General features: G+C 59.7%; 18 protein-coding genes. 9 read left to right on the forward strand and 9 right to left on the reverse strand.

Features of this window, described 5'->3' with window-relative positions:
• Positions 1–159: 159 nt before the first annotated feature.
• The 4 genes from VF629_RS21170 to groL all read left to right on the forward strand — a co-directional run bounded on the left by VF629_RS21170 (position 160) and on the right by groL (position 4109).
• Entirely contained in the window at positions 160–1218 is a 1059-nt protein-coding gene (locus VF629_RS21170) for a LacI family DNA-binding transcriptional regulator (RefSeq protein WP_331060504.1), read from the forward strand.
• Positions 1219–1418: 200 nt separating this feature from the next.
• On the forward strand, positions 1419–1880 hold the full coding sequence (gene secG, locus VF629_RS21175) for a preprotein translocase subunit SecG (RefSeq protein WP_331060505.1): 462 nt from the start codon (positions 1419–1421) through the stop codon (positions 1878–1880).
• A 228-nt stretch (positions 1881–2108) separates the two neighbouring features.
• The gene (gene groES, locus VF629_RS21180) at positions 2109–2399 is read left to right on the forward strand and encodes a co-chaperone GroES (protein ID WP_035563022.1); all 291 of its coding nucleotides are present in this window, start codon (positions 2109–2111) and stop codon (positions 2397–2399) included.
• Between the two features lie 63 nt (positions 2400–2462).
• Positions 2463–4109, forward strand: coding sequence for a chaperonin GroEL (gene groL / locus VF629_RS21185; protein ID WP_331060506.1), 1647 nt, complete (start codon positions 2463–2465; stop codon positions 4107–4109).
• Positions 4110–4301: 192 nt separating this feature from the next.
• On the opposite strand, the gene VF629_RS21190 is transcribed toward groL, so the two are convergent.
• The 4 genes from VF629_RS21190 to VF629_RS21205 form a co-directional block, all read right to left on the reverse strand.
• Positions 4302–4679 carry a DUF4260 domain-containing protein gene (locus tag VF629_RS21190; protein ID WP_331060507.1) on the reverse strand — a complete coding sequence of 126 codons (378 nt, stop codon included), beginning with the start codon at positions 4677–4679 and terminating at the stop codon, positions 4302–4304.
• 109 nt (positions 4680–4788) lie between these two features.
• Positions 4789–5385 (reverse strand): Crp/Fnr family transcriptional regulator, encoded by a 597-nt coding sequence (locus VF629_RS21195; RefSeq protein WP_331060508.1) that lies wholly within the window; start codon positions 5383–5385, stop codon positions 4789–4791.
• A gap of 149 nt (positions 5386–5534) precedes the next feature.
• Positions 5535–7106 carry a peptide MFS transporter gene (locus VF629_RS21200; protein WP_331060509.1) on the reverse strand — a complete coding sequence of 524 codons (1572 nt, stop codon included), beginning with the start codon at positions 7104–7106 and terminating at the stop codon, positions 5535–5537.
• Between the two features lie 144 nt (positions 7107–7250).
• Positions 7251–8144 carry a helix-turn-helix transcriptional regulator gene (locus VF629_RS21205; RefSeq protein ID WP_331060510.1) on the reverse strand — a complete coding sequence of 298 codons (894 nt, stop codon included), beginning with the start codon at positions 8142–8144 and terminating at the stop codon, positions 7251–7253.
• 228 nt (positions 8145–8372) lie between these two features.
• Between VF629_RS21205 and pckA the strand changes: the two genes are divergently transcribed.
• Positions 8373–9998, forward strand: coding sequence for a phosphoenolpyruvate carboxykinase (ATP) (pckA, locus tag VF629_RS21210; protein ID WP_331060511.1), 1626 nt, complete (start codon positions 8373–8375; stop codon positions 9996–9998).
• A gap of 99 nt (positions 9999–10097) precedes the next feature.
• On the opposite strand, the gene VF629_RS21215 is transcribed toward pckA, so the two are convergent.
• Positions 10098–11630, reverse strand: coding sequence for an FAD-dependent oxidoreductase (locus VF629_RS21215; RefSeq protein ID WP_331060512.1), 1533 nt, complete (start codon positions 11628–11630; stop codon positions 10098–10100).
• A 343-nt stretch (positions 11631–11973) separates the two neighbouring features.
• Positions 11974–13014 carry an SDR family oxidoreductase gene (locus VF629_RS21220; protein WP_331060513.1) on the reverse strand — a complete coding sequence of 347 codons (1041 nt, stop codon included), beginning with the start codon at positions 13012–13014 and terminating at the stop codon, positions 11974–11976.
• Between the two features lie 131 nt (positions 13015–13145).
• On the opposite strand from VF629_RS21220, the gene VF629_RS21225 reads away from it, so the two are divergent.
• Positions 13146–13841 carry a 16S rRNA (uracil(1498)-N(3))-methyltransferase gene (locus VF629_RS21225; RefSeq protein ID WP_331060514.1) on the forward strand — a complete coding sequence of 232 codons (696 nt, stop codon included), beginning with the start codon at positions 13146–13148 and terminating at the stop codon, positions 13839–13841.
• A gap of 49 nt (positions 13842–13890) precedes the next feature.
• Here VF629_RS21225 and VF629_RS21230 read toward each other — a convergent pair whose 3' ends face one another.
• Entirely contained in the window at positions 13891–14604 is a 714-nt protein-coding gene (locus VF629_RS21230; protein ID WP_331060515.1) for a hypothetical protein, read from the reverse strand.
• 100 nt (positions 14605–14704) lie between these two features.
• The gene (locus tag VF629_RS21235) at positions 14705–16237 is read right to left on the reverse strand and encodes a sensor histidine kinase (RefSeq protein WP_331060516.1); all 1533 of its coding nucleotides are present in this window, start codon (positions 16235–16237) and stop codon (positions 14705–14707) included.
• A 178-nt stretch (positions 16238–16415) separates the two neighbouring features.
• Between VF629_RS21235 and VF629_RS21240 the strand changes: the two genes are divergently transcribed.
• The 3 genes from VF629_RS21240 (at position 16416) to VF629_RS21250 (ending at position 19889) form a co-directional block, all read left to right on the forward strand.
• Complete coding sequence (locus tag VF629_RS21240) at positions 16416–18641, forward strand: sensor histidine kinase (RefSeq protein ID WP_331060517.1); 2226 nt, start codon at positions 16416–16418, stop codon at positions 18639–18641.
• A gap of 6 nt (positions 18642–18647) precedes the next feature.
• The gene (locus tag VF629_RS21245) at positions 18648–19034 is read left to right on the forward strand and encodes a response regulator (RefSeq protein WP_331060535.1); all 387 of its coding nucleotides are present in this window, start codon (positions 18648–18650) and stop codon (positions 19032–19034) included.
• Between the two features lie 189 nt (positions 19035–19223).
• A complete protein-coding gene (locus VF629_RS21250) occupies positions 19224–19889 on the forward strand; it encodes a DUF4159 domain-containing protein (RefSeq protein WP_414653919.1) in 666 nt (221 codons plus the stop codon).
• A 209-nt stretch (positions 19890–20098) separates the two neighbouring features.
• Here the strand turns inward: VF629_RS21250 and VF629_RS21255 are convergent, their stop codons facing one another.
• Positions 20099–20674, reverse strand: coding sequence for a hypothetical protein (locus VF629_RS21255; protein ID WP_331060519.1), 576 nt, complete (start codon positions 20672–20674; stop codon positions 20099–20101).
• Positions 20675–20698: the final 24 nt, after the last annotated feature.

Below are 20698 nucleotides of genomic sequence, written 5' to 3' on the forward strand. Positions count from 1 at the left end.
CTCATTGCCGGATTTTCGGCCTTCGCGTGCTACTTTACGGGGATAATTGCCAACAACCCGGGTGCTAAACTCAGCGGGCAGCCCGGATTTGTGCGCCGACCCAATGGGGCGCACCAAAGTCCCAGCTAAAACTCCTTACTATTCTCAACGCACTGACTCATGGCAGCCAGAAAGCAGCAAACTTCCATTCGCGACTTAGCACAGCAACTCAATCTGTCCATTTCGACGGTTTCGCGGGCGCTAGCCGACCACAAAGACATCAGCGAGGGCACCAAGCAGCGGGTGCGCCAACTGGCGCAGGAACTCAGCTACCGGCCCAACCAGCTGGCCGCCGCGCTGCGCAAAGGCCACAGCCAGACCCTGGGCGTTATTGTGCCCCACATCAAGGGCTACTTCTTCCCGGCCGTGATGAACGGCATCGAGAAAGTGGCCACCCGCGAAGGCTTCAACGTGATGATGTGCCAGTCGAACGAAGACCTGCGCCGCGAGCAGCGCAACATCGAAACCTTCCTCGACGCGCAGGTCGAAGGCATTCTCATGTCCGTGTCGGCCACCACGCACCCCGAAACGCAGCACTTCGAGCAAGTGCGGCGGCAAGGCATTCCGCTGGTTTTCTTCGACCGCGTGCCCGAGCTGCCGCAAAGCATGGCCGTGGTGCTCGACGATTTCCAGGGCGCTTACCAGGCCGTGTCGCACCTCATTGCGCAGGGGTGCAAGCGCATTGCCCACCTCGCCGGCCCGCAGCACCTCAACACCAGCCGCAACCGCTGCCTGGGCTACCTGGAGGCCTTGCGGGCCCACGGCATTGCCTTCGACGAAAACTGGATGTACTCGCTGCCCACGCTGACGAATGAGGCGGGCCGCCTGGGAATGCAGCACCTGCTGGCCTGCGACGACCAGCTCGACGGCGTGTTTGCGGCCTATGCCATCCCGACGGTAGGGGCGCTGGAAGTCCTGCGCGAACAGTCACTGCGCGTGCCGCAGGACATGGCCATTGCCTGCTTCAGCAACGACCCTTTCACCGCCATGACCCAGCCCCAACTCACCGTCATCGACCAGCGGCCCGAGCAAATGGGCGAAACCGCCGTCCGGCTCTTCCTTCAATTGCTCAAGCGCGGCCCGGCCTACTCGCCGCCCCACCTGATTCTGAAACCCGAGCTAATTATCCGGAATTCGTCGCTGCACCTCTCGCAGGAGAGCATTGTGCCGCAACGCTGATATGGATTGAATTTCGCCTCGACTTCCTACGGCTGGCAATTAGCCTTCTGGCTAAGGTCACTTTCCGACCCGTTTACGGCTGTATTTGCGGCCTCAGTTCGTCGGCAACAAATTTTTACCGTTAACTTTGTCGACGCCCGTTCCTCAAAATGATGGGCAATCAAGTTTTACGCCCGTCATATTTCGTTTTTTCGCTGCTCATGTACTACGCTGTCATCATTTTAATTTTGGTTGTGTGTTTCTTGCTGGCCCTCGTGGTGCTGGCCCAAAACCCCAAGGGCGGCGGGCTTTCTAGCCAGTTTAGCGCAGGCGGCGCTGCCAGCATGATGGGCGTGAAGCGCACTGGCGACTTGCTCGAAAAACTTACCTGGGGTTTTGCCATCGGCTTGGTGGTATTGTCGCTCGGCACCCACATGCTCACCGGCACTACGGCCGGCCCCGTGCGCAGCGCCGCGCAGCAACGCGCACTCGAAACCCGCCTCCCGGCCGCTCCGGCCCCCGTTGCTCCGGCCCCGGCCGGTACAGCCCCTGGCACCACGGCTCCGGCTGGCACGAACACTGCCCCAGCTACCAACGCGCCTGCCACGACGGCGCCTGCCACAGCCCCAACTACTCCGCCCCAGCCCGCCGACGCAGGCTCTGGCGCCGACCGCAACAATTAATAGTCGCGAGTCTCATCCCATCGCAAGTGAAAAGCCGGTGCTTCTAATGAGAAGCACCGGCTTTTTTTGTGGCTGAAATTTTTGCGGGCTGCCGGGAACGTTTCGTCACTTCTGCCATTAACTGCGGCTGAGCGCTGCCCATTTTGTCAGGTTTATGGCCCTGGCACGGGAAATGAGGCAGGGCGGCACACGAAGATTTTCCACCTTAATCAACCAAACACACACAGAATGGCACTTAGCATGAAACCGCTGGCCGACCGCGTAATCGTTCGCGCCGCCGCCGCCGAGGAGAAAACCAAATCCGGTATCATCATCCCCGACACCGCCAAGGAGAAGCCCCAGCGCGGCGAGGTTGTGGCCGTAGGCGAAGGCAAAACCGCTGACAGCGGCTCGCTCATCAAGCCACAAGTGCAGGTAGGTGACCAAGTGCTCTACGGCAAGTACGCCGGCACGGAAATCACCGTCGACGGCGAAGACCTGCTCATTATGCGCGAGTCGGACATTTTCGCAGTGCTCTAAGCCTTGGGCTTAACCCGCGAAACACCTCATTAACTCATTCCCTCATACCCTCATTACCCAGCAATGGCTAAGAACATCCAATTCGACACCGAAGGCCGTGCCCGTTTGCAGGCCGGTGTGAACAAACTGGCGAACGCCGTGAAGGTGACCCTGGGCCCGAAAGGCCGCAACGTCATCATCGACAAAAAATTCGGCGCTCCCTCCATCACCAAGGACGGTGTGACGGTAGCCAAAGAAATTGAGCTGCGCGACCCCATCGAGAACATGGGCGCCCAGCTCGTGAAAGAAGTGGCTTCGAAGACGGCCGACCAGGCTGGCGACGGTACCACCACCGCTACGGTATTGGCCCAGGCCATCTACACGGCCGGCTCGAAAAACGTGGCTGCCGGTGCCAACCCGATGGACCTGAAGCGTGGCATCGACAAGGCAGTTATTGCCGTTGTTGCTAACCTGAAGTCGCAATCGAAGAAGATTGAAAACTCGGCTGAAATTGCTCAGGTGGGCACTATTTCGGCTAACAACGACGCCGAAATCGGCCAGATGATTGCCGATGCCATGGAGAAAGTGGGCAAAGAAGGCGTTATCACGGTTGAAGAAGCTCGTGGCACCGAGACCGAGGTAAAAACGGTGGAAGGCATGCAGTTCGACCGCGGCTACCTCTCCCCTTACTTCGTGACCAACCCCGAGAAAATGGAGGTTGAGTTCGATTCACCTTACGTTCTCATCTACGACAAGAAGGTGAGCACCATGAAGGAGCTGCTGCCCGTGCTGGAGCAGGTGCTTCAGACCGGCAAGCCCCTCGTCATCATCTCGGAAGACGTTGACGGCGAAGCCCTTGCTACGCTGGTGGTTAACAAGCTGCGCGGCTCGCTGAAAATTGCGGCCGTGAAGGCTCCTGGCTTCGGCGACCGCCGCAAGGCCATGCTGGAAGACATTGCTACCCTGACGGGTGGTATCGTTATCAGCGAAGAGCAGGGTTCCAAACTCGAAAACACCACGTTGGAGATGTTGGGCACGGCTGAGAAAATCATCATCGACAAAGACAACACGACCATCGTGAACGGCAAGGGCTCGAAAGAAGCCATCACCGGCCGCATCGCCCAGATTAAGGCGCAGATGGAGACCACGACGTCGGACTACGACAAAGAGAAACTGCAGGAGCGCCTCGCCAAGTTGAGCGGCGGTGTGGCCATTCTCTACATCGGTGCTTCGACTGAAGTGGAGATGAAAGAGAAGAAAGACCGGGTTGACGATGCCCTGCACGCCACCCGCGCCGCCGTTGAGGAAGGCGTGGTACCCGGCGGCGGCGTGGCCCTGGTGCGTGCTATCGAGGCTTTGGCTGCGGTTGATACGCACAATGCTGACGAGCGCACCGGCGTAAACATCATCCGTACCGCTCTGGAGTCGCCCCTGCGCTGCATCGTGCAGAACGCCGGTGGCGAAGGCTCGGTAGTGGTGCAGAAAGTGCGCGAAGGCAGCGGTGACTTCGGTTACAACGCCCGTGAGGACCGTTACGAGAACCTGGTAGCCGCTGGCATCATCGACCCCACCAAGGTGACCCGTTTGGCCCTCGAAAACGCCGCTTCTATCGCCGGCCTGCTGCTGACGACCGAAGCCGTAATTTCGGACGAGCCCGAGCCCAAGGACAACGGCCATAGCCACGGCGATGGTGGCATGGGCGGCATGGGTGGCATGGGCGGCATGATGTAAGTCGAGCCGCTTGTAGCTTCGCTATAAGAATGAAAGCCCCGCTGGCAGTGCCGGCGGGGCTTTTTCGTGTTTATTGGTTACTCCTTACTTGTGCTTAACGATTTTTTCTCATCAAGGCCTTACGTGACAAGAATAACCCTACGTTGGTGCGAGCGCCACGCTACCGTTTCCAATCTTGGACGCAGATAGGCCTTAGTGGGCTGATAGGCGCGGCTGTGGCTCCGCTCCGACGCGGCCCAGGTGCGTGTCTCGGAAGCCGGTGGTGTACTTGAGGCCGTAGCCAAGCAGCCGGTCGAAAGCGCTGTGGAAAAGAAGCACCGTTCCGGCAAGTAGCAATAGTGGCTGGCCCAACCACCAGCCTGCCAGCCCCACCGCGATGGCCACCGCTTTGTGGTGCGCGAAGTTGTAGCAAAAAGCGCCCACGCGAGGACTGGCCAAGTAGCCGGCCATGCTTAGGTCGGGCAGCAGGAAAGTGGCTGGGAGTACCCACCATGCATAGGGCAAGTAGGCAAAGACGGCCAGGGCAAACAGGGCTTCGGCGAGTTCTTCGGTTTTCAGCAGGGTTTTCATGAGGAACTGAGTTGGTGCAAATGACTGCCTCAAAATTCCCCTTGCTCGGCCCCTTATAACGATAACAAAAGATAAGAAATGGACCGCACAGAGGGCAGCTGTTTCGCCGCTACGTTTGGTTGCTCCCGTTTCGCGCCACCCGCCCCCGGATGCGGCTCAGCGAGACAGGCTTGATGCCGAGGTAATTGGCGACCAGATGCTGGGGGATGCGTTCCAGAATCTTGGTTTTGCCACTGGTCAGCAGCGCGCGGTAGCGCTCTTCGGGAGAGAGCAGCAGTTGCTCGACCAAACGGGCATCGGTGCCGAGCAGGTGGTATTCGGCCACTAAGCGGGCGAACCGCTCGTACACCGGCCGCTCGTCGTAGAGCCGGCGCAGCACGGCGTAGTCGAAGACGACCAGCTCAGTATCGGTAAGCGCCTGAATATTGAGCTGACTGGGCTGGCCCGTCAGGCAACCGGGGTAGTCTCCGAGCAGATGGTTTTCAAAAAAGAAATACGTGGTGAACTCCTCGCCGTCGGAGCGGGAGTAGTAGAGGCGGCAAGAACCGTTGAGCAGCAATGCCAACGTTGGGACATTCTCGCCCTCTTTCACGAAATGCTCGCCACGTTTCAAGTGGCGCGGGCGCAGGGCCTCGGCCAGGGGTTGCCAGTCGGCATCGGTCATGGACGGCACGAAGCGGTGCAAATAGGCGCGTAGTGGGTGCATAGAAGCAGAGAATTAAAAGCCACAGTGCCGTAATTCTACCTAAAAGTAGGGTGTTAGGCTGTAACAGGAAATCAGTTCATTAGGCCAACAAAAAGCCCCCGACGCATGCGCATCGAGGGCTCCTTTATGCAATGGGAAGCTCCGCAGCCTTACGCTTGCGCAGCGGGTGCGGGGTAGTTGCGGGCGTCCATCATTTTGGCCAGTTTGCCGCTGATGAGGAACAACAGGCCCGCGGCGACGGCCGCCGATACCACGAACACCATGAAGAAATCATAGAGGTTCGTGATTTGGAAGCCCAGAATTTGGGGCGCCGGACCAGTCGATTTTGGGTCAGGATAAAGGCTGCTCATGTAGCCAGCCAAGTAGTTGGCGGCGGCGTTGGCGAGGAACCACACGGCCATTAGCAAGGAGGCAAATTTCACCGGCGCCAGCTTGTTCACCAGCGACAGGCCGATGGGCGACAAGCAAAGCTCACCCACGGAGTGCAGGAAGTAGAGCGCTACCAGGAAGAACATGCTCACCTTCACGCCGGGCTGCAGGTTGGTGACGCCGAAGCACATCACCAAGTAGCCAGCGGCCAGCAGCGCCAAGCCAATGGCCATTTTAAGCGGGGACGGCGGCTCGGCACCGCGGCGGCCCAGGGCCGTCCAAACCATCGCCATGAGCGGAGCGCCAAACACTACAAAAATGGCGTTCAGGTTTTGGAAAATACTGGCCGGCAGCGTGTAGCCAAAGATGGTGCGGTCCATTTGCTCATCGGCGAAGAAGGTGAGCGAAGCCGGGGCCTGCTCGAACGCCGCCCAGAAGAACACCACGAAGAACGACACGATGAAAATGACCATAATGCCTTTGATGTCGGCGCCGCTCAGTGATTTATCGCTGAAAATCATGAAGCCAATACCAAGTACCGCCACGCCCAGCAGCGGAGCAATGGTCGGGAATTTGGCCGAATCGAGCCACAGGATGCCAAGAATTAAGGCGAGCAATACAGGCAGCAAGGCGTACACGCCCATGATGCCGCCCGACTTTACCGGGGTGAGGCCCACTTGTTCGCCGGTGGGCGTGTGCAAGTACTTGTCTTTGCCCCAGTTGAACACCACCGTGCCCAGCAGCATGGCGAAACCGCAGGCCAGGAAAGCCCAACGGAAATCAGCTGGGTTGCCGGTGTCACCGATAAGGCTGGTAGTGGTGTTGCCGATGAATGAGCCCATGTTGATGCCCATGTAGAAGATGGTGTAAGCCGCGTCCTTGCGCGAATCCGTCGCCGAATAGAGCGAGCCCACCATCGAGGAAATATTGGGCTTGAAGAAGCCGTTGCCTACAATCATCACGCCCAAGCCCAGGTAGAGCAGCCAATGGCTCATGGCGTGAGATTCGGCGGGACCGTAGTTTGAAGCACAGAAAAACAGCGTGAATTGACCCAGCGCCATGAGCAAGCCGCCGGTAATAATGGAGCGCCGGTTGCCCCAGTACCTATCGGAGATGAAACCGCCGATGAGTGGCGTGAGGTACACCAGGCTGGTGTAGCCGCCGTAGAACTTGGACGCGAAGGCCTTGTCCATCATCATGGCCTTGGTCAGGAACAGCACGAGCACGGCGCGCATGCCGTAGTAGCTGAACCGCTCCCACATTTCGGTGGCGAACAGCAGGTATAGGCCGCTGGGGTGGCTGGAGGACGCCGCCGACAGCGGTTGCTCGGTCTGAGCAGGAACAGTTTGCATAGAAGAACTTAGGGTGAGAAATGAGTGGGCAAGCGGTTGAGAAGGGCCAGCTTTGCAATTAATGCAATGCGGGCACGGTAAATCTAGGAAAGTTTCCGCACTATTAAGGCCGTATGGACAGTAGCGCGAACTTGGTAGTTCGCGCTACTTGCCCGACACGTCGGTGCGGTACGCTTTGGCGCGATAGGCACCTGGCGAGAGGCCGGTTTGCTTGCGGAAAAACCGGGTGAAATAGCCGGGGTCGACGAATTGCAGCTCGTAGGCAATTTCGGCCACCGAAAGCGAGGTATAGAGCAGGTAGTTGTGCGCCTTGCGGATGGTATGTGCTTGCACTATCTGCTGCGCGGTTTTGCCCTTTACCGCCTGGCAAATGCGGTTCAGGTGGACTGGTGTTATCTTGAGTTCTTGGGCAAACTGGGCAATTTTCTTTTCAAAAGGCGCGGTGCGCTCGATGGCCTTTTGAAACTCGCGGAAATAATGCAGAGCCCGGTTAGGGCTGTCTTCTTTGCGGCGGTTGTGGTGCAGCAGCCGAAATATCTTCACAAAAAGCAGCTTGAAGTAGCCGTTTAGGGCAAGTTGCTTGCCGGGCAATTCCGAAAATATCTCCCCGTGTATTTGCTGTTCCAGCGCCAGTAAATCAGCGAACGACACCTCCGAGTTGAAGTCCGACAGGATGTGCACCGCGTTCAACTCGACCAACACGCCCGGCGTGGCCTGCAAGATGGTATCGAGCAAGGTTTCGGCCAGCGTGAGGGTACGGCCCTTCACTTGCGGGCTGAAGGTGAAGCCGTGCACGGTATTGGCCGGGATGATGACCAGGCAGGGCGTGGTGAGTTCGACCTCGGTGGTGGCTTCGAAGGACGCCCGGCCGGCTTCCAGGAAGAAGAGTTGGAAGAGGTTTTCGTGCAGGTGCGGCTTGAGGCCCCAATCGGTGAGACGCTGCCGGGGAACAATGAGTTGGCTCTGCACATAGTCGTGAGAAATCTGGGCGCGGGTGTCGCCGTAAATCCCGTTGTAGCGCGCTATGTTGGTAGTCATGAGGTCGAAACTGGCAGGGACAAAGGAAACCATTTTCCGCAATTGGAGTTAAAGCACCCCGCCCGCATCGCAACGCAGGGCCAGCCAGAAGTACCAAAAGTACTGAACGGCACGAACAAGGTTTGATTTGTCCCAGTAAAGCAAGAAATTGTTTCACTGGCCACGAGCGGCGCGGCTCTACCTTTGTGGTCTCACCGGTACAAACTCCCACCCAACACCATTCCCGCCATGCAAGAAGCCTCCAACCTTGCGAATTCTTCCCCCAATCGTTTGCAGCCGCTTGGCTTCGACAAAACGAGCACCGTCCACCTCAATTTGACGCCTGCTGAGCTCATTGAGCACGCATTGCGCAACGGCGAGGGCTACCTCACCGACACCGGCGCGCTCATGGCCGACACCGGCAAGTTCACGGGCCGCTCGCCCAAAGACCGGTTCGTGGTAAAAGACGCCAACACCGAAGACAGCGTGTGGTGGGGCGACATCAACATTCCGTTCGCCGAAGACAAATTCGACCAGCTGCACCAGAAGATGGTGGCTTACCTGGCCGACAAAGAGCTGTACGTGCGCGAAGCCTACGCCGGCGCCAACCCCGACTACCAGCTCAAGCTGCGCGTCGTGAACGAGCAGGCCTGGCACAACCTGTTTTGCTACAACATGTTCCTGCGCCCCGCCGAAGGCGCCGACACCAGCTGGACGCCCGACTTCAGCATCATCTGCGCCCCCGGCTTCGAAGCCGACCCGGCCGTGGACGGCACCCGCCAGCCCAACTTCGCCATCATCAACTTCACCAAGAAGATGATTCTGATTGGCGGCACGGGCTACGCCGGCGAAATGAAAAAGGGCATTTTCGGAGTATTGAACTACTTGCTGCCCCACGAAATGGGCACGCTGCCCATGCACTGCTCGGCCAACGTGGGCGAAAAAGGCGACACGGCCATTTTCTTCGGCCTCTCCGGCACCGGCAAAACCACCCTGTCAGCCGACCCCAACCGCGGCCTCATCGGCGACGACGAACACGGCTGGACGCCCGAAGCTGGCATCTTCAACTTTGAAGGCGGCTGCTACGCCAAGGTAATTGACCTGAGCCGCGAAAAGGAGCCCCAGATTTGGGACGCCATCCGCTTCGGCTCCATTGTAGAGAATACCCGCTTCATCCCCGGCACGCATACCGTAGACTACACCAACAAGTCGGTGACGGAAAACACCCGCACCGCCTACCCCATCAACTTCATCGACAACGCCATCGAGCCGTCGGTGGCCGACGCGCCCAAGAACATTTTCTTCCTCACGGCCGATGCTTTCGGCGTGCTGCCTCCCATCAGCAAGCTTGACAAGAGTCACGCCATGTACCTGTTCATGTCGGGCTACACCGCCAAGGTTGCCGGCACCGAAATGGGCGTGACCGAGCCGCAAACCACGTTCTCGGCCTGCTTCGGCGCCGTGTTTCTGCCGCTGCACCCCACCAAATACGCCGAGATGCTGGGCCAGAAAATGGACGAGAACCCCGACATCAACGTGTGGCTCATCAACACGGGCTGGACGGGTGGCTCCTACGGCACCGGCCACCGCATGAAGCTGGGCTACACCCGCGCCATGATTACGGCCGCCCTCAACGGCCAACTCGACCAGGTTAAATTCAATAAGCACTCCATCTTCGGGGTGGCCGTGCCCGGCGCCGTACCCGGCGTGCCCAGCGAAATCCTGGACCCCCGCAACACCTGGGCCGACAAAGACGCCTACGACAGAACCGCCTCGGACCTGGCCGAAAAGTTCGTGGAGAACTTTAAGAAATACGCCGAATTCGCGAACGATGAGATTTTGGCCGGAGCGCCAAAAGTGGCGGTGGAAGCTTAAGCTTTTCGAGCAGTTCACTCGCCAGATAAGCCCCGTCGGTTGCAGCCGACGGGGCTTTTGTGTTTGTCGGGTTGGAGCCAAGGATGATTAGCACCCCTCCTACTCGTCGTTTTTAGTGGTGTTCGGCTTGGCCAGGTTGTAGTACGCCGGGCCCTCCAGCACTTCGCCTTCTATGGAGAAGCGGCTGCCGTGGCAGGGACAGTCCCAACTGGTTTCGGCGTTGTTGAAGTGCACGATGCAGCCCATGTGCGTGCAAATGGAGGAAACCACGTGCAGCCTTCCCGTTTCGTCGCGGTAAGCGGCCAGCTTTTCGTTGTCAAACTCAAAGGTTTTGCCCTCGCCTACTTTGATTTCCTTGAACTCGTCTATCTCGCCGTAGAACAGGTAATCGTTGGCCAAGTTAAAGGCTACGTCCACGTTTTCTTTGATGAATTTGGGCGCCGAAGCCAGCGGCGTAAACCGCTTGGGGTCGAAGAACCGGGCCCACGGGTTGTCTCTGCCGCTAATCAGGTCGGCGATGATGATGCCCGAAAGCGTGCCGTAGGTGAGGCCGTCGGCGGCAAAGCCGGTGGCGATGTAAGTGTTGTGCTGGGTGAGACTGGTGCCAATGTACGGGAGCGAATCGGCCGCTTTGTAGTTTTGGGCCGCCCATTTGAAGGCAATGTTGTCCACGTCAAAACGCTGGGTCAAGTAGTGTTCCATCACTTTAAAAGCCTCTTCGTTGTGCTCTTTGTGGCCCACTTTGTGCGACTCGCCGAGGATGAGCAGGTAGTTGCCCTGCTCGTTGCTGTAGGGCCGAATGGAATGGTGCTGCATCTGCTGCACGTGCCAGTACACGCCCCAGGCGGGCACGGCGTCGCCCTTGAGGCGGACGGCCATGGCATATTCGCGGTAGGGCTCCATGGCCGTGTGCACGGCGTAGACGCCCTTGGGCGAGTGTGTGGCCATCACCACTTGCTGGGCCCGCACGGTGCCCTGCTGGGTTTTTACCACGCAGGGGTCGCCGTCGTCCACGTCCAGCACTTTCGTGCCTTCGTAAATCCGACAGTTCTCGCCCTCGATGGCGGCGGCCAGGCCTTGCACGTACTTCAGCGGGTTGAACTGCGCTTGGTTGGCAATGTTGGTCATCGACGCAACTTCAAACGGGAAGCCCTCCGGCACTTGGTCGGTCACGGGTAAGCCGGCTTTTGCGGCCGCCTTTCGCTCGCGCTCCACTTGTTGCATTATGTCGTTGCCGGGCTCGGCAAACAGGTACCACGGCACCCGCTGGAATTCGCAATCGATGTTGAACTCCTGCACCCGCTGCTCGATGAAGTCAATTGCCGCATTACGCGAATCAACCACCGCCTGCAGCGTTTCCTCGTTATGCTTGGTCTCGATGGTGAACAGGCGCTCATCAACCGGAGCGTAGAGGTTGCCGGTAGATGAGCCGGTGGTGCCAGAGCCCACCACTAGGGCTTCAAGCACGGCCACCCGTTTGCCAGCGCGCATGAGCGCATAAGCCGCGCTGATGCCGGTGATGCCCGCGCCCACGACGGCCACGTCGACCTCAATGTCGCCGGGGAGTTGCGGATAAGATTTGAAATCGGTGGTTGCGCTCCACAGCGCTTCGGTAATGTGCCCAGTTGCCATCCTGTTTGGGGTTAGGTGCGTGATACTGGACTTTCGTAAATAATTAGCTTTGGGTTCCTGTGCAGTTTATAGTGCAACCAGTTAACAATGACGAGTTTATAAAAAGGCGAAATATGTGTAAAGCCTTAGCAACAAGCTCACACTTGGAGGATTAATGATGCGGTTTTGGGGCGCTAAAGGCGAGTAAAATCAGGAAGCAGAGGCAAAATATTTGTTGATGGCAAGCCGAATTAGACTACTCTGGTCCCGTGTACGAGTGGCGTATGCAACAAAAAAACGCCGTGCGAAAGCGGAGCAATGGGCCCTGCCGTCGCACGGCGTTGATGACAATTATGAATGAAGTCTAAGCAGCCTTGCCGTTCTTGTTTTTCTTCACAGCTGGCCAGCTGAGCCAAGCTGCCAACGCCACTCCCGCACCAACAACTGCCGCGGTGCGGATGGCCGGGCTGCCGGCCGTTACGGCCGCCGTGTAGAAGCTGGTTTCGCGGGTATGGCCGGGGTAATTGCCCCGCTCTTGCAGGGAGCCGGCGGCGCGGTCGAGGCCGTTTTCAGAGATGGGCCGGGGCGGATAATCAGCTTTTTCCTGCTTGGAGAAGGCCTTTTCCATAAACTTGTCGAGCAGGCCGGGTGTCCAGTTTTCCATGCCGATGAAGGCGCGGCCGCCGCCGCCCACCACCACCGAGCGTTCGGGCGTGCTGCAGCAATGAATGATGGCCCGGGCCACGGTGTCGGGCGCGTAGGCCGGCGGGGCGTGCTTCGCTTCGCGCTCCATGTAGTTTTTGGCGTGCAGCGGGTAGGGCGTGTCAATAGCCGCGGGCTGAATAAGCGTGACGGAAATCGGCGCGCCGTCCATCTCCAATTCCATGCGCAGGCCGTCGGTGAAGCCCTTCACGGCGTGCTTGCTGGCCGAGTAAATGGTTTGCAAAATGGCCGTTACATCCGACAGGATGCTGCCCAGGTTGATAATGGCACCACCTTTTCCTTTCAGGTGATTGGCCGCTTCCATCGAGCCATAAACCAAGCCCCAGAAGTTGATTTCGAACAGCTTGCGCATGTCTTCGATGGGCACTTGCTCCAGCTTGCCATAGATGGACACGCCGGCATTGTTTATCCAGGTATCGAAACCGCCGAAACGCTGCTGGGCCGCCTGCGACACGCGCTGCACGTCGGCTTGCTGGCTGACGTCGGCCACCACGTAAATAGCCTCGCCGCCGTTATCGTTGATTTCGTCGCAGAGCTGGCGCAACGCGTCTTCGCTGCGGGAGGCGAGCACCAGTTTGGCGCCTTTTTTGGCGGCCATCCGCGCGGTGACCAAGCCAATGCCCGACGAGGCGCCGGTGAGCACAATGACTTGGTTGGAAAGCTTTTTCAGGTTGGTTTTCATGAAAGGGAAAGGATGGGGAAATGTGGAGTTGGTCCTTTTCCTTACGCCGCATCGGCTCATCGGTTATGATTGGCTGGCGCTGAATGGAGCCCAAACGGGCCCTTCGGCTGCAGTAGCCGTTCTTTGCGCGCATGCACACCTTCTTTGCCCCCGACCTAGCCGGCGCCACTTACACCCTGCCCGAAGACGAAAGCAAACACGCCGTGCGGGTGCTGCGCCTGGCAGCCGGCGACGAAGTGGAATTGCTCGACGGCCGGGGGGGGCGCTATGCCGCCGCCGTGGCCGATGCCAACCCCAAGCGCTGCCAGTTGCGCATCACCCACCACGAAACCGCCCCGCCTCGCCCCTATTTCACCCACGTGGCCGTGGCGCCCACCAAGAACCTCGACCGCATGGAGTGGTTCGTAGAAAAAGCCGTCGAAATTGGCGTCGAACGCATCAGCTTCCTGCGTTGCGCCCGCTCCGAGCGCCGCGAACTGAAGCTGGAGCGACTGGAGAAAATTGCCATCAGCGCCCTCAAGCAGTCGGGCCAGGCCTGGCTGCCGCAACTGGATGAACTGACAGATTACGCTGCCTTCGTAACTAGCGTGACGCCCGAAACTACCTTCATCGCGCACCTGGAGGAGGGCGAGCGCACAGCGCTGGCGCAGGTGGCCGCAGCCGGGCCGGGCTGCTGCGTCCTCATCGGGCCGGAGGGGGATTTTACGCCGGCTGAAATTGCGCTGGCGCTGGGAAAAGGTATTCGGCCGGTGACGCTGGGCGCCTCACGGCTGCGCACCGAAACGGCGGCGCTGGCCGCGGTGTTTACCGTGCACTTGGTTCGATAGCCCCTTTATTAAACTGCTGCATTGAGAAACCCGAATCCTTGAGCACCTCCTAACCTATTTCCCAGTATTTGATGCAGGATTGCCCAGTAAATTCCTTGAAATAAAAAACTTCAAATGCCATCTTAACCAAGAGGTACTGCAGTGCACTTACATCAGCCGCGGTGGTGTAGGGCAAGAACACTATAAGCTTGTCACCGTTGTCATAAAGTTTGAAGCCCAAAGTTTTGAGACTTCTTATTTGCTTTTTTTCCAGCAAGCATTCTTCTCGGAGGCGCTGCACTTCCAGCAACGTAATCATTGAAGTCCTTCTAACCAATTTCACCACGCAACTAAGTCGGTTAGTCGTGCTAAAAACGAAGGTGAAGGAGTCAATATGTTTATTCAGCAGCTTAAGCAAGACGGCTTGCAAAACGGTCGGCTTCGAAGCAGTGGGCGGCATGACCGGGCGACTTCCCAGCTCAGCAAGTCGTTTTTGGGCTGCTGAAATATGCTCGGCGTAGAGTTGCGCGCTGATTCCGGCAGCCTGAGCCCCCTTCATCTTCTCGAACATTTGTATTAGCCGCACGGCCCGTTCCCTCTCATCGTGCCGGCCGTCCTGCAGGTTGAGGAGGGTTTGCAGCTGTTGATTAACAAGCCTTATCCCTTTCGAGAAGCGACGCGCTGAGGCGTAGTCATCCTCGGCCATGCACTCAGCTAATTGCGTAGTCAGGACGTTGCGTTCCGCCTCGTAATAGGCGATGAGTTTCTCAAGCTTTCTGCTCATGCTGGATGTTCAACGCTATTCGCATACCGCAAAGAAAGCCGCGCTTTCACTTTTGATGGCCGCCACAATAGTGGTTTTGTTTAGCACGCTTCCAATCTTGTCAGGCTCCGCTATGTGCCAAAGCAGCGGTGGCTTGTTGCGGGGCCGATTTATTGTCTGTCGCACGCGGCAGCCACACCGTGAACTCGGTGTACTCGCCTTCGACCGACGCCACCGCGAGCGTGCCGCCGTGCCCGCGCACCACAATATCGTGGCTGAGGGAGAGCCCCAGGCCCGTGCCTTCGCCGGGTGGCTTGGTGGTAAAAAACGGGTGAAATATCTGGTCCTGAATGTCGGCCGGAATGCCCGTGCCGTTGTCGCGCACCCGGATGACGACGCCATTGGCCACGCGCTGAGTCGACACCGAAACCGCCGGCCTGTAGGTGCCGCTTGGCCGACAAGCCAGCTGCTTTTGCACGGCGTAAAAGGCGTTGTTGAAGAGGTTGAGCAGCACCCGGCCCAGGTCTTCGGCCACCACCGGCACTGGGCCGAGGCGCTGATTGAAGTCGGTGGTGAGGGTGGCGGTGAAGTCTTTGTGCTTGGCCCGCAGCCCGTGATACGCCAGGCGCAAGTACTCGTAGCAGAGGGCATTGAGGTCGGTGGGTTGGCGCTCGCCGCTGCTGGCGCGGGTGTGCTGCAGCATGCTTTTCACGATGCGAGAGGCCCGGTTGGCGTGCTCGTGCACCTTTTGCTGGCTCTGGGTCAGGTCGTCCAGCAAATGCGACAAGGCCTGTTTTGTGCTCTCCGGAAGCGGTTCGTTCGCCAGGGTTTCCCGCAACTCTTGCAGCAGCTCCACGCCGAGCTCGGCGAAGTTGCCGACAAAGTTGAGCGGGTTTTGAATCTCGTGGGCAATGCCGGCCGTGAGGGCGCCCAGCGAGGCCAGTTTCTCCTGCTGCACCAGTTGCGTCTGGGTGGTTTGCAGGTGCTCGATGGACTCGGCCAGCGACTCGTTTTGGTGGGTGAGCAGCCGCTCCTGCCGGAAGTTTTCCGACCGAAAAAAATACACCACCACAAACAGCGTCAGGAAAAACAGCAGTACATTGACGTTGTAGAAGTACTGGCTGTCGGCCACGTAAAGGAAGGGCCGCACCACCCCCATGGCCTCGCGCACGGCGAAATAGGCGGCCACGTTGAGCAAAAACAGCCCGACGATTTTCCAGATATTCCGGAAGAACAGCATGGGCACGATGCTGTTGGAAATCAGATAGTACTCCACGCCGTCGTACTTGCGGGCCACGGCAATAAACGAGCACAGGGCCGTGACGCTGAGCACGCTGTAGTAGGCCGCCGCGTCGTAGCGGCGGTGGTAGTTGAAGAAGAACGGCGGCAGGTTGACGAACACCCCCACTAGGCAAATGCGAAACGTGAGCCAGTCGGGCGAGTTCATAAAAACCAGCACGTAACCCACGTAAATGGCAATGGTCACGAAGCAAATGCCATTGAGCAGCCGCACCCGCTTGCGCTGCCACACCGTGAGCCGGTCCTCCACCCCAATGTTCACCAGCATCCGCCAAAGTTGCCGCACCACCTGCATCAGCCGGGAGGTGGCGGGGGCCGGGTGCGTTTCGAGGGCAGCGGGGTGAAAGTGGGCCATGACGGGAAGAAGCGGTAACCTATTTTAAACAATTAGTTAAAGTTATTCCATTTATGTTAACATTGCATATAGTGAACGGTGCGTTTGCCGTGGCATTGCGTGGCTCCGATGATGCGGAGACTGGAAGTTGCTAACGGGCTAGCCAGCTGTTCTTTCCAACCACTGCGATGGAACTGCCATGTCGTCCGCTCTGCCGATAGTGCTCTGGTTGATGCTCGTGGCATGGTCGGCGCAGGCGTGGGCGGCTCCGCCCGCCGGGCCGCCTCCGGTAGTCACGGTGGAAGCCATGCCATCCACGGGCCTGGTGTTGAAGCGGGGCTGGACGTTCCGGGCCGGCGACGACCCCGCCTGGGCCCTGCCCACCGTGGACGAAGGGCCGTGGCAACCCATCGACCCCGCCCAAAGCCCACGCCAGCTCCCGCAGGTGCGCCAAGCCGGCGTGGGTTGGCTGCGGCTGCGTTTCCGGGTGAGTCCGGCCCTGCAGCACCAGGCCCTGGCGCTGGGCGTTTTCCAATACGCCGCCTCGGAAATCTACCTCAACGGCCGCCTGCTGCGGCGCTACGGCACCCTGAGCACCGACCCCGCACGGGTGGTGCCGCACTGGCCCGACGGCGAGCCCATCGAACTGCCCATCACGGGCACGGGCGAGCAGGTGCTGGCCGTGCGCTACGCCCACTGGGCACCATTCGAGGGGTTCAGCGACTTTTTTGTGCCCGTTTTTCTGGAAACCCGCCTCGACGGGCTGCCGCAGCTGCTGCAAAACCAGCGGCACGAGGCCACCTACAAAACCGCCGACATGCTGCTGTTCGGGGCGTTTTTGTTGCTTAGCCTGCTGCATTTGGCGTTTTATGTGTACAACGCCGCCCAGCGTGCCAACCGTTACTTCGCCCTATACACGCTGCTGCAAGCAGGCAGTTTTTGCTGCACCGGCTTTCTGGACGAAGTCGGCCACTCGGGCTGGCGCCTGGGCGTGGACGTGCTTTCCTACGTGTGCCTGCACACGGGCAGCGTCCTGGCGGTGCGCGCGCTCTACAGCCTGTTTAGCGTGCGCGTGGGGCCCACCTACGTTGGCCTGTGGGTGGCCAATGCCGCCAGCTTGCTGCTGCTCACGTTTGGCCAGGGGCTGAGCTGGTACCCCACGGTGGCCTTCATGGTGCTGGTCACGGCCGAGCAGCTGCGCCTCACGCTGGGGGCGCTGCGCCGCACCAAGCAAGGCGCGGGCATTGTGGCGGCGGGCTTCGGGGTGGCGCTGGGGCTGCTGCTTTTGTTTGCCTTCATGGCCAAGTACTACCCCGCGCTGCTGCAAGTGGAGGTGCTTTACATTCCGCTGCACACGCTGCTCACCTTCCCGGCTTTTTTGAGCCCCGTGTTGGCCATTTCGTTGTTTCTGACGCGGCGCTTTGCCATCTCCAGCCGCCTGCTGGCCATCAAGCTGGCCGAAGTGCGCCGCCTCTCCACCCAAATGCTCACCCAGCAGCGGGAAAAGCAGCAGCTGTTGGCCCAGCAAAACGAAACTCTGGAGCGGCTGGTGCAGCAGCGCACCGCCGCCCTGCAACACACCCTCACCAACCTGCAGGAAACCCAGCAGCAGCTCATTCAGAAAGAAAAGATGGCGTCGCTGGGCGAGCTCACCGCCGGCATTGCCCACGAAATCCAGAACCCGCTCAACTTCGTCAACAACTTCGCCAGCGTGGCCGTCGAGCTGCTGGCCGAGCTCGTGGAAGGGCCGCTGCGGGCGCTGCCCATGGACAAGCGGGAAGACGCCGACGAGCTGGTGGGCGAAATCACCCAGGACCTCGAAAAAATCACCCACCACGGCCAGCGCGCCGACGGCATCGTGAAAAGCATGCTGGAGCACTCGCGGGCCAAGTCGGGCGAACGCCAGCTCACCAACCTCAATCCCCTGTGCGACGAGTACCTGCGCCTCTCCTACCACGGCCTGCGGGCCAAAGACAAATCCTTCAACGCCCGTTTCCACGCCGACCTTGACGAGCGGCTAAAGCCCGTGGACGTGGTGCCGCAGGACCTGGGCCGGGTGCTGCTCAACCTCTTCAACAACGCCTTTTACGCCGTGCACGAGCGCCAGCAGCTGGGCGAGCCCGGCTACCAGCCCGAAGTCAGCGTCTCGACGCAACGCACCGGCTACGGGCAGGTGGCCATTCGGGTGCGCGACAACGGCCGGGGCATTCCGGAGGCGGTGCGCCAGAAAATCTTCCAGCCCTTCTTCACCACCAAGCCCGTGGGCGAAGGCACCGGCCTGGGCCTGTCCCTCAGCTACGACATCGTGACCAAGGGCCACGGCGGCACGCTCACCGTCGACACCCGGGAAGGCGCGTATACCGAGTTCACGGTTTGCCTGCCCGTGACCGACGACAAGCCGCAGGTCCTTACTTACTCCGTGTAAATCATGATGAAAATTCTGGTTGTCGACGACGAAGCAGACGTGCGCCTGCTGTTTGAGCAGCGTTTTCGGCGTGAAATCCGCGCCGGGCTGTTTTCCTTCACATTCGCTTTCTCGGGCGAGGAGGCCCTGAATTACCTCACCCAGGAGCACCACTACTCGGAGGTCGTGCTCATTCTCTCCGACATCAACATGCCCGGCATGAGCGGCCTGGAGCTGCTCAGCCGCATCAAGCAGGACCACCCCAACCCACCACCCGCCGTGATGATGATTACGGCTTACGGCGACGAAAAAAGCTACGCCAAAGCCATGCAGCTCGGGGCCAGCGACTTCCTGGTGAAGCCCATCGACTTTCCCAAGCTCAAGCAGAAGCTTTTGCCCTTGAACGAGGGCTGAGCCGTGAAATGGACGTGGCTTGCTCCGTGCCGCCATGCTTGCGATAAGTCCGGCACGCTACGCAACCCGCCGCCACGCACTGGCGACCGTGGCATGGTGCCTGTACCTCTGAATTCGTTTTCTGTCGAACTTTACCCTTCTCCACGGGCTTATCGGGTCATCTGCTAAGCTCTTATGCCCTACGCTGCCATGCTCAAACACCTGCTGCTGAGTTTCTGCCTGCTGCTGTCGCTCACCGCGGCGGCACCTTCCACCTACAGCTTCAAAATTGCCAAGCTGCACTACGGCGGCGGCGGCGACTGGTACGCCAACAAAACCTCGCTGCCCAACCTGATTCAGTTCTGCAACCAGGCGCTGAAAACCAACATCGCGCCCGACGAAGCCACCGTGGAGCTCGACGCGCCCGAGCTCCTCACCTACCCCTTCGTGCACATGACCGGCCACGGCAACGTGAGCTTCACCGCCGCGGAGGCCAAAAACCTGCGCCGCTACCTCACGGGCGGCGGCTTCCTCCACATCGACGACAACTACGGCCTCGACAAATTCATCCGGCCCGAAATGAAAAAGGTATTTCCCGAGCTGGAGTTTGTGGAGTTGCCCTTTACCCACCCCATTTACCATCAGAAATACCAATTTCCGCGCGGCTTGCCCAAGGTGCACGAGCACGACGCCAAGCGCGCCCAGGGCTTCGGCCTGGTCTACAAAGGCCGGTTGGTGTGCTTCTACAGCTTCGAGTGCGACCTGGGCAACGGCTGGGAGGACCTCGGCACCTACCCCGAAGACACCCCCGCCACCCACGACGCCGCCCTGCGCATGGGCGCCAACCTGGTGGCCTACGCCCTCACCCAAGATTAGCTTAGGCGGGCAAATAATCGAATTGCATGCAGAACGGCGGGCTGAGTGCCTCTTAGGCACAGTAGCTTTTTACGGGTCCTTGCTCTGAGATTGATGTACCAGTGCGGACAGTAGCGCGAACTTTGTAGTTCGCGTCCCCGCGCCGTTAGCATCGTTCGGGTGTCCGCCGGGGACGCGAACCACAAAGTTCGCGCTACATTCTTACCTGCTTAATACTTGCGCTGGAGCACCTCGCTTAGCACAAAGGCCACTCGCATGCTCTCGGGGTTGCTGAGCAAGCGGCGCAGGGAGTCGCTGGTGGGCGCCGCCGAATCAACTTGCTTGCCAGGCGTGGGGTGCAGAACCGGCGTGGGCGCTTCAAAAGAAGCACGGGGCAAGGTGGATGAGCGGCGGGCTGGCAGGGCGGGCGCATAGCGGGCCCTGGCCGTGGCAGGGGCCTCCAGCGAGGTTTGCCGCACGGTGGTACGCTCCTGCGAGCGGGCAGGCCGTGCCACTTCCCGCGGCATGGGACGCCCGCCCAGGGTGCGAGGCCCGGGCACCACTGCGGGCGGTGCGGGGGCCGGACCCGGCTGAGCGGGGACGCCCTCGGGCTGGGCGTTGCGGGATTGCATCTGCCGCAGCATCTCCTGGAAGGTAGCCGTGGGCAGGCCGGGCACGTTCGCATCGGGGCGCGCGGGCCGTTCCTGGCTTTCGCGGGCCACGGTGTCGCGCATCTTCATGACAATGCGGAAGATGAACGCGCCAACGGCCACGAGCACCCAGAGCAGGGTAACGACCTTTTCCATGGGCGTAAGGTAAGGATTTGAGCC

The sequence above is a fragment of the Hymenobacter sp. genome (genome assembly GCF_036388155.1).
Classification (GTDB): domain Bacteria; phylum Bacteroidota; class Bacteroidia; order Cytophagales; family Hymenobacteraceae; genus Hymenobacter.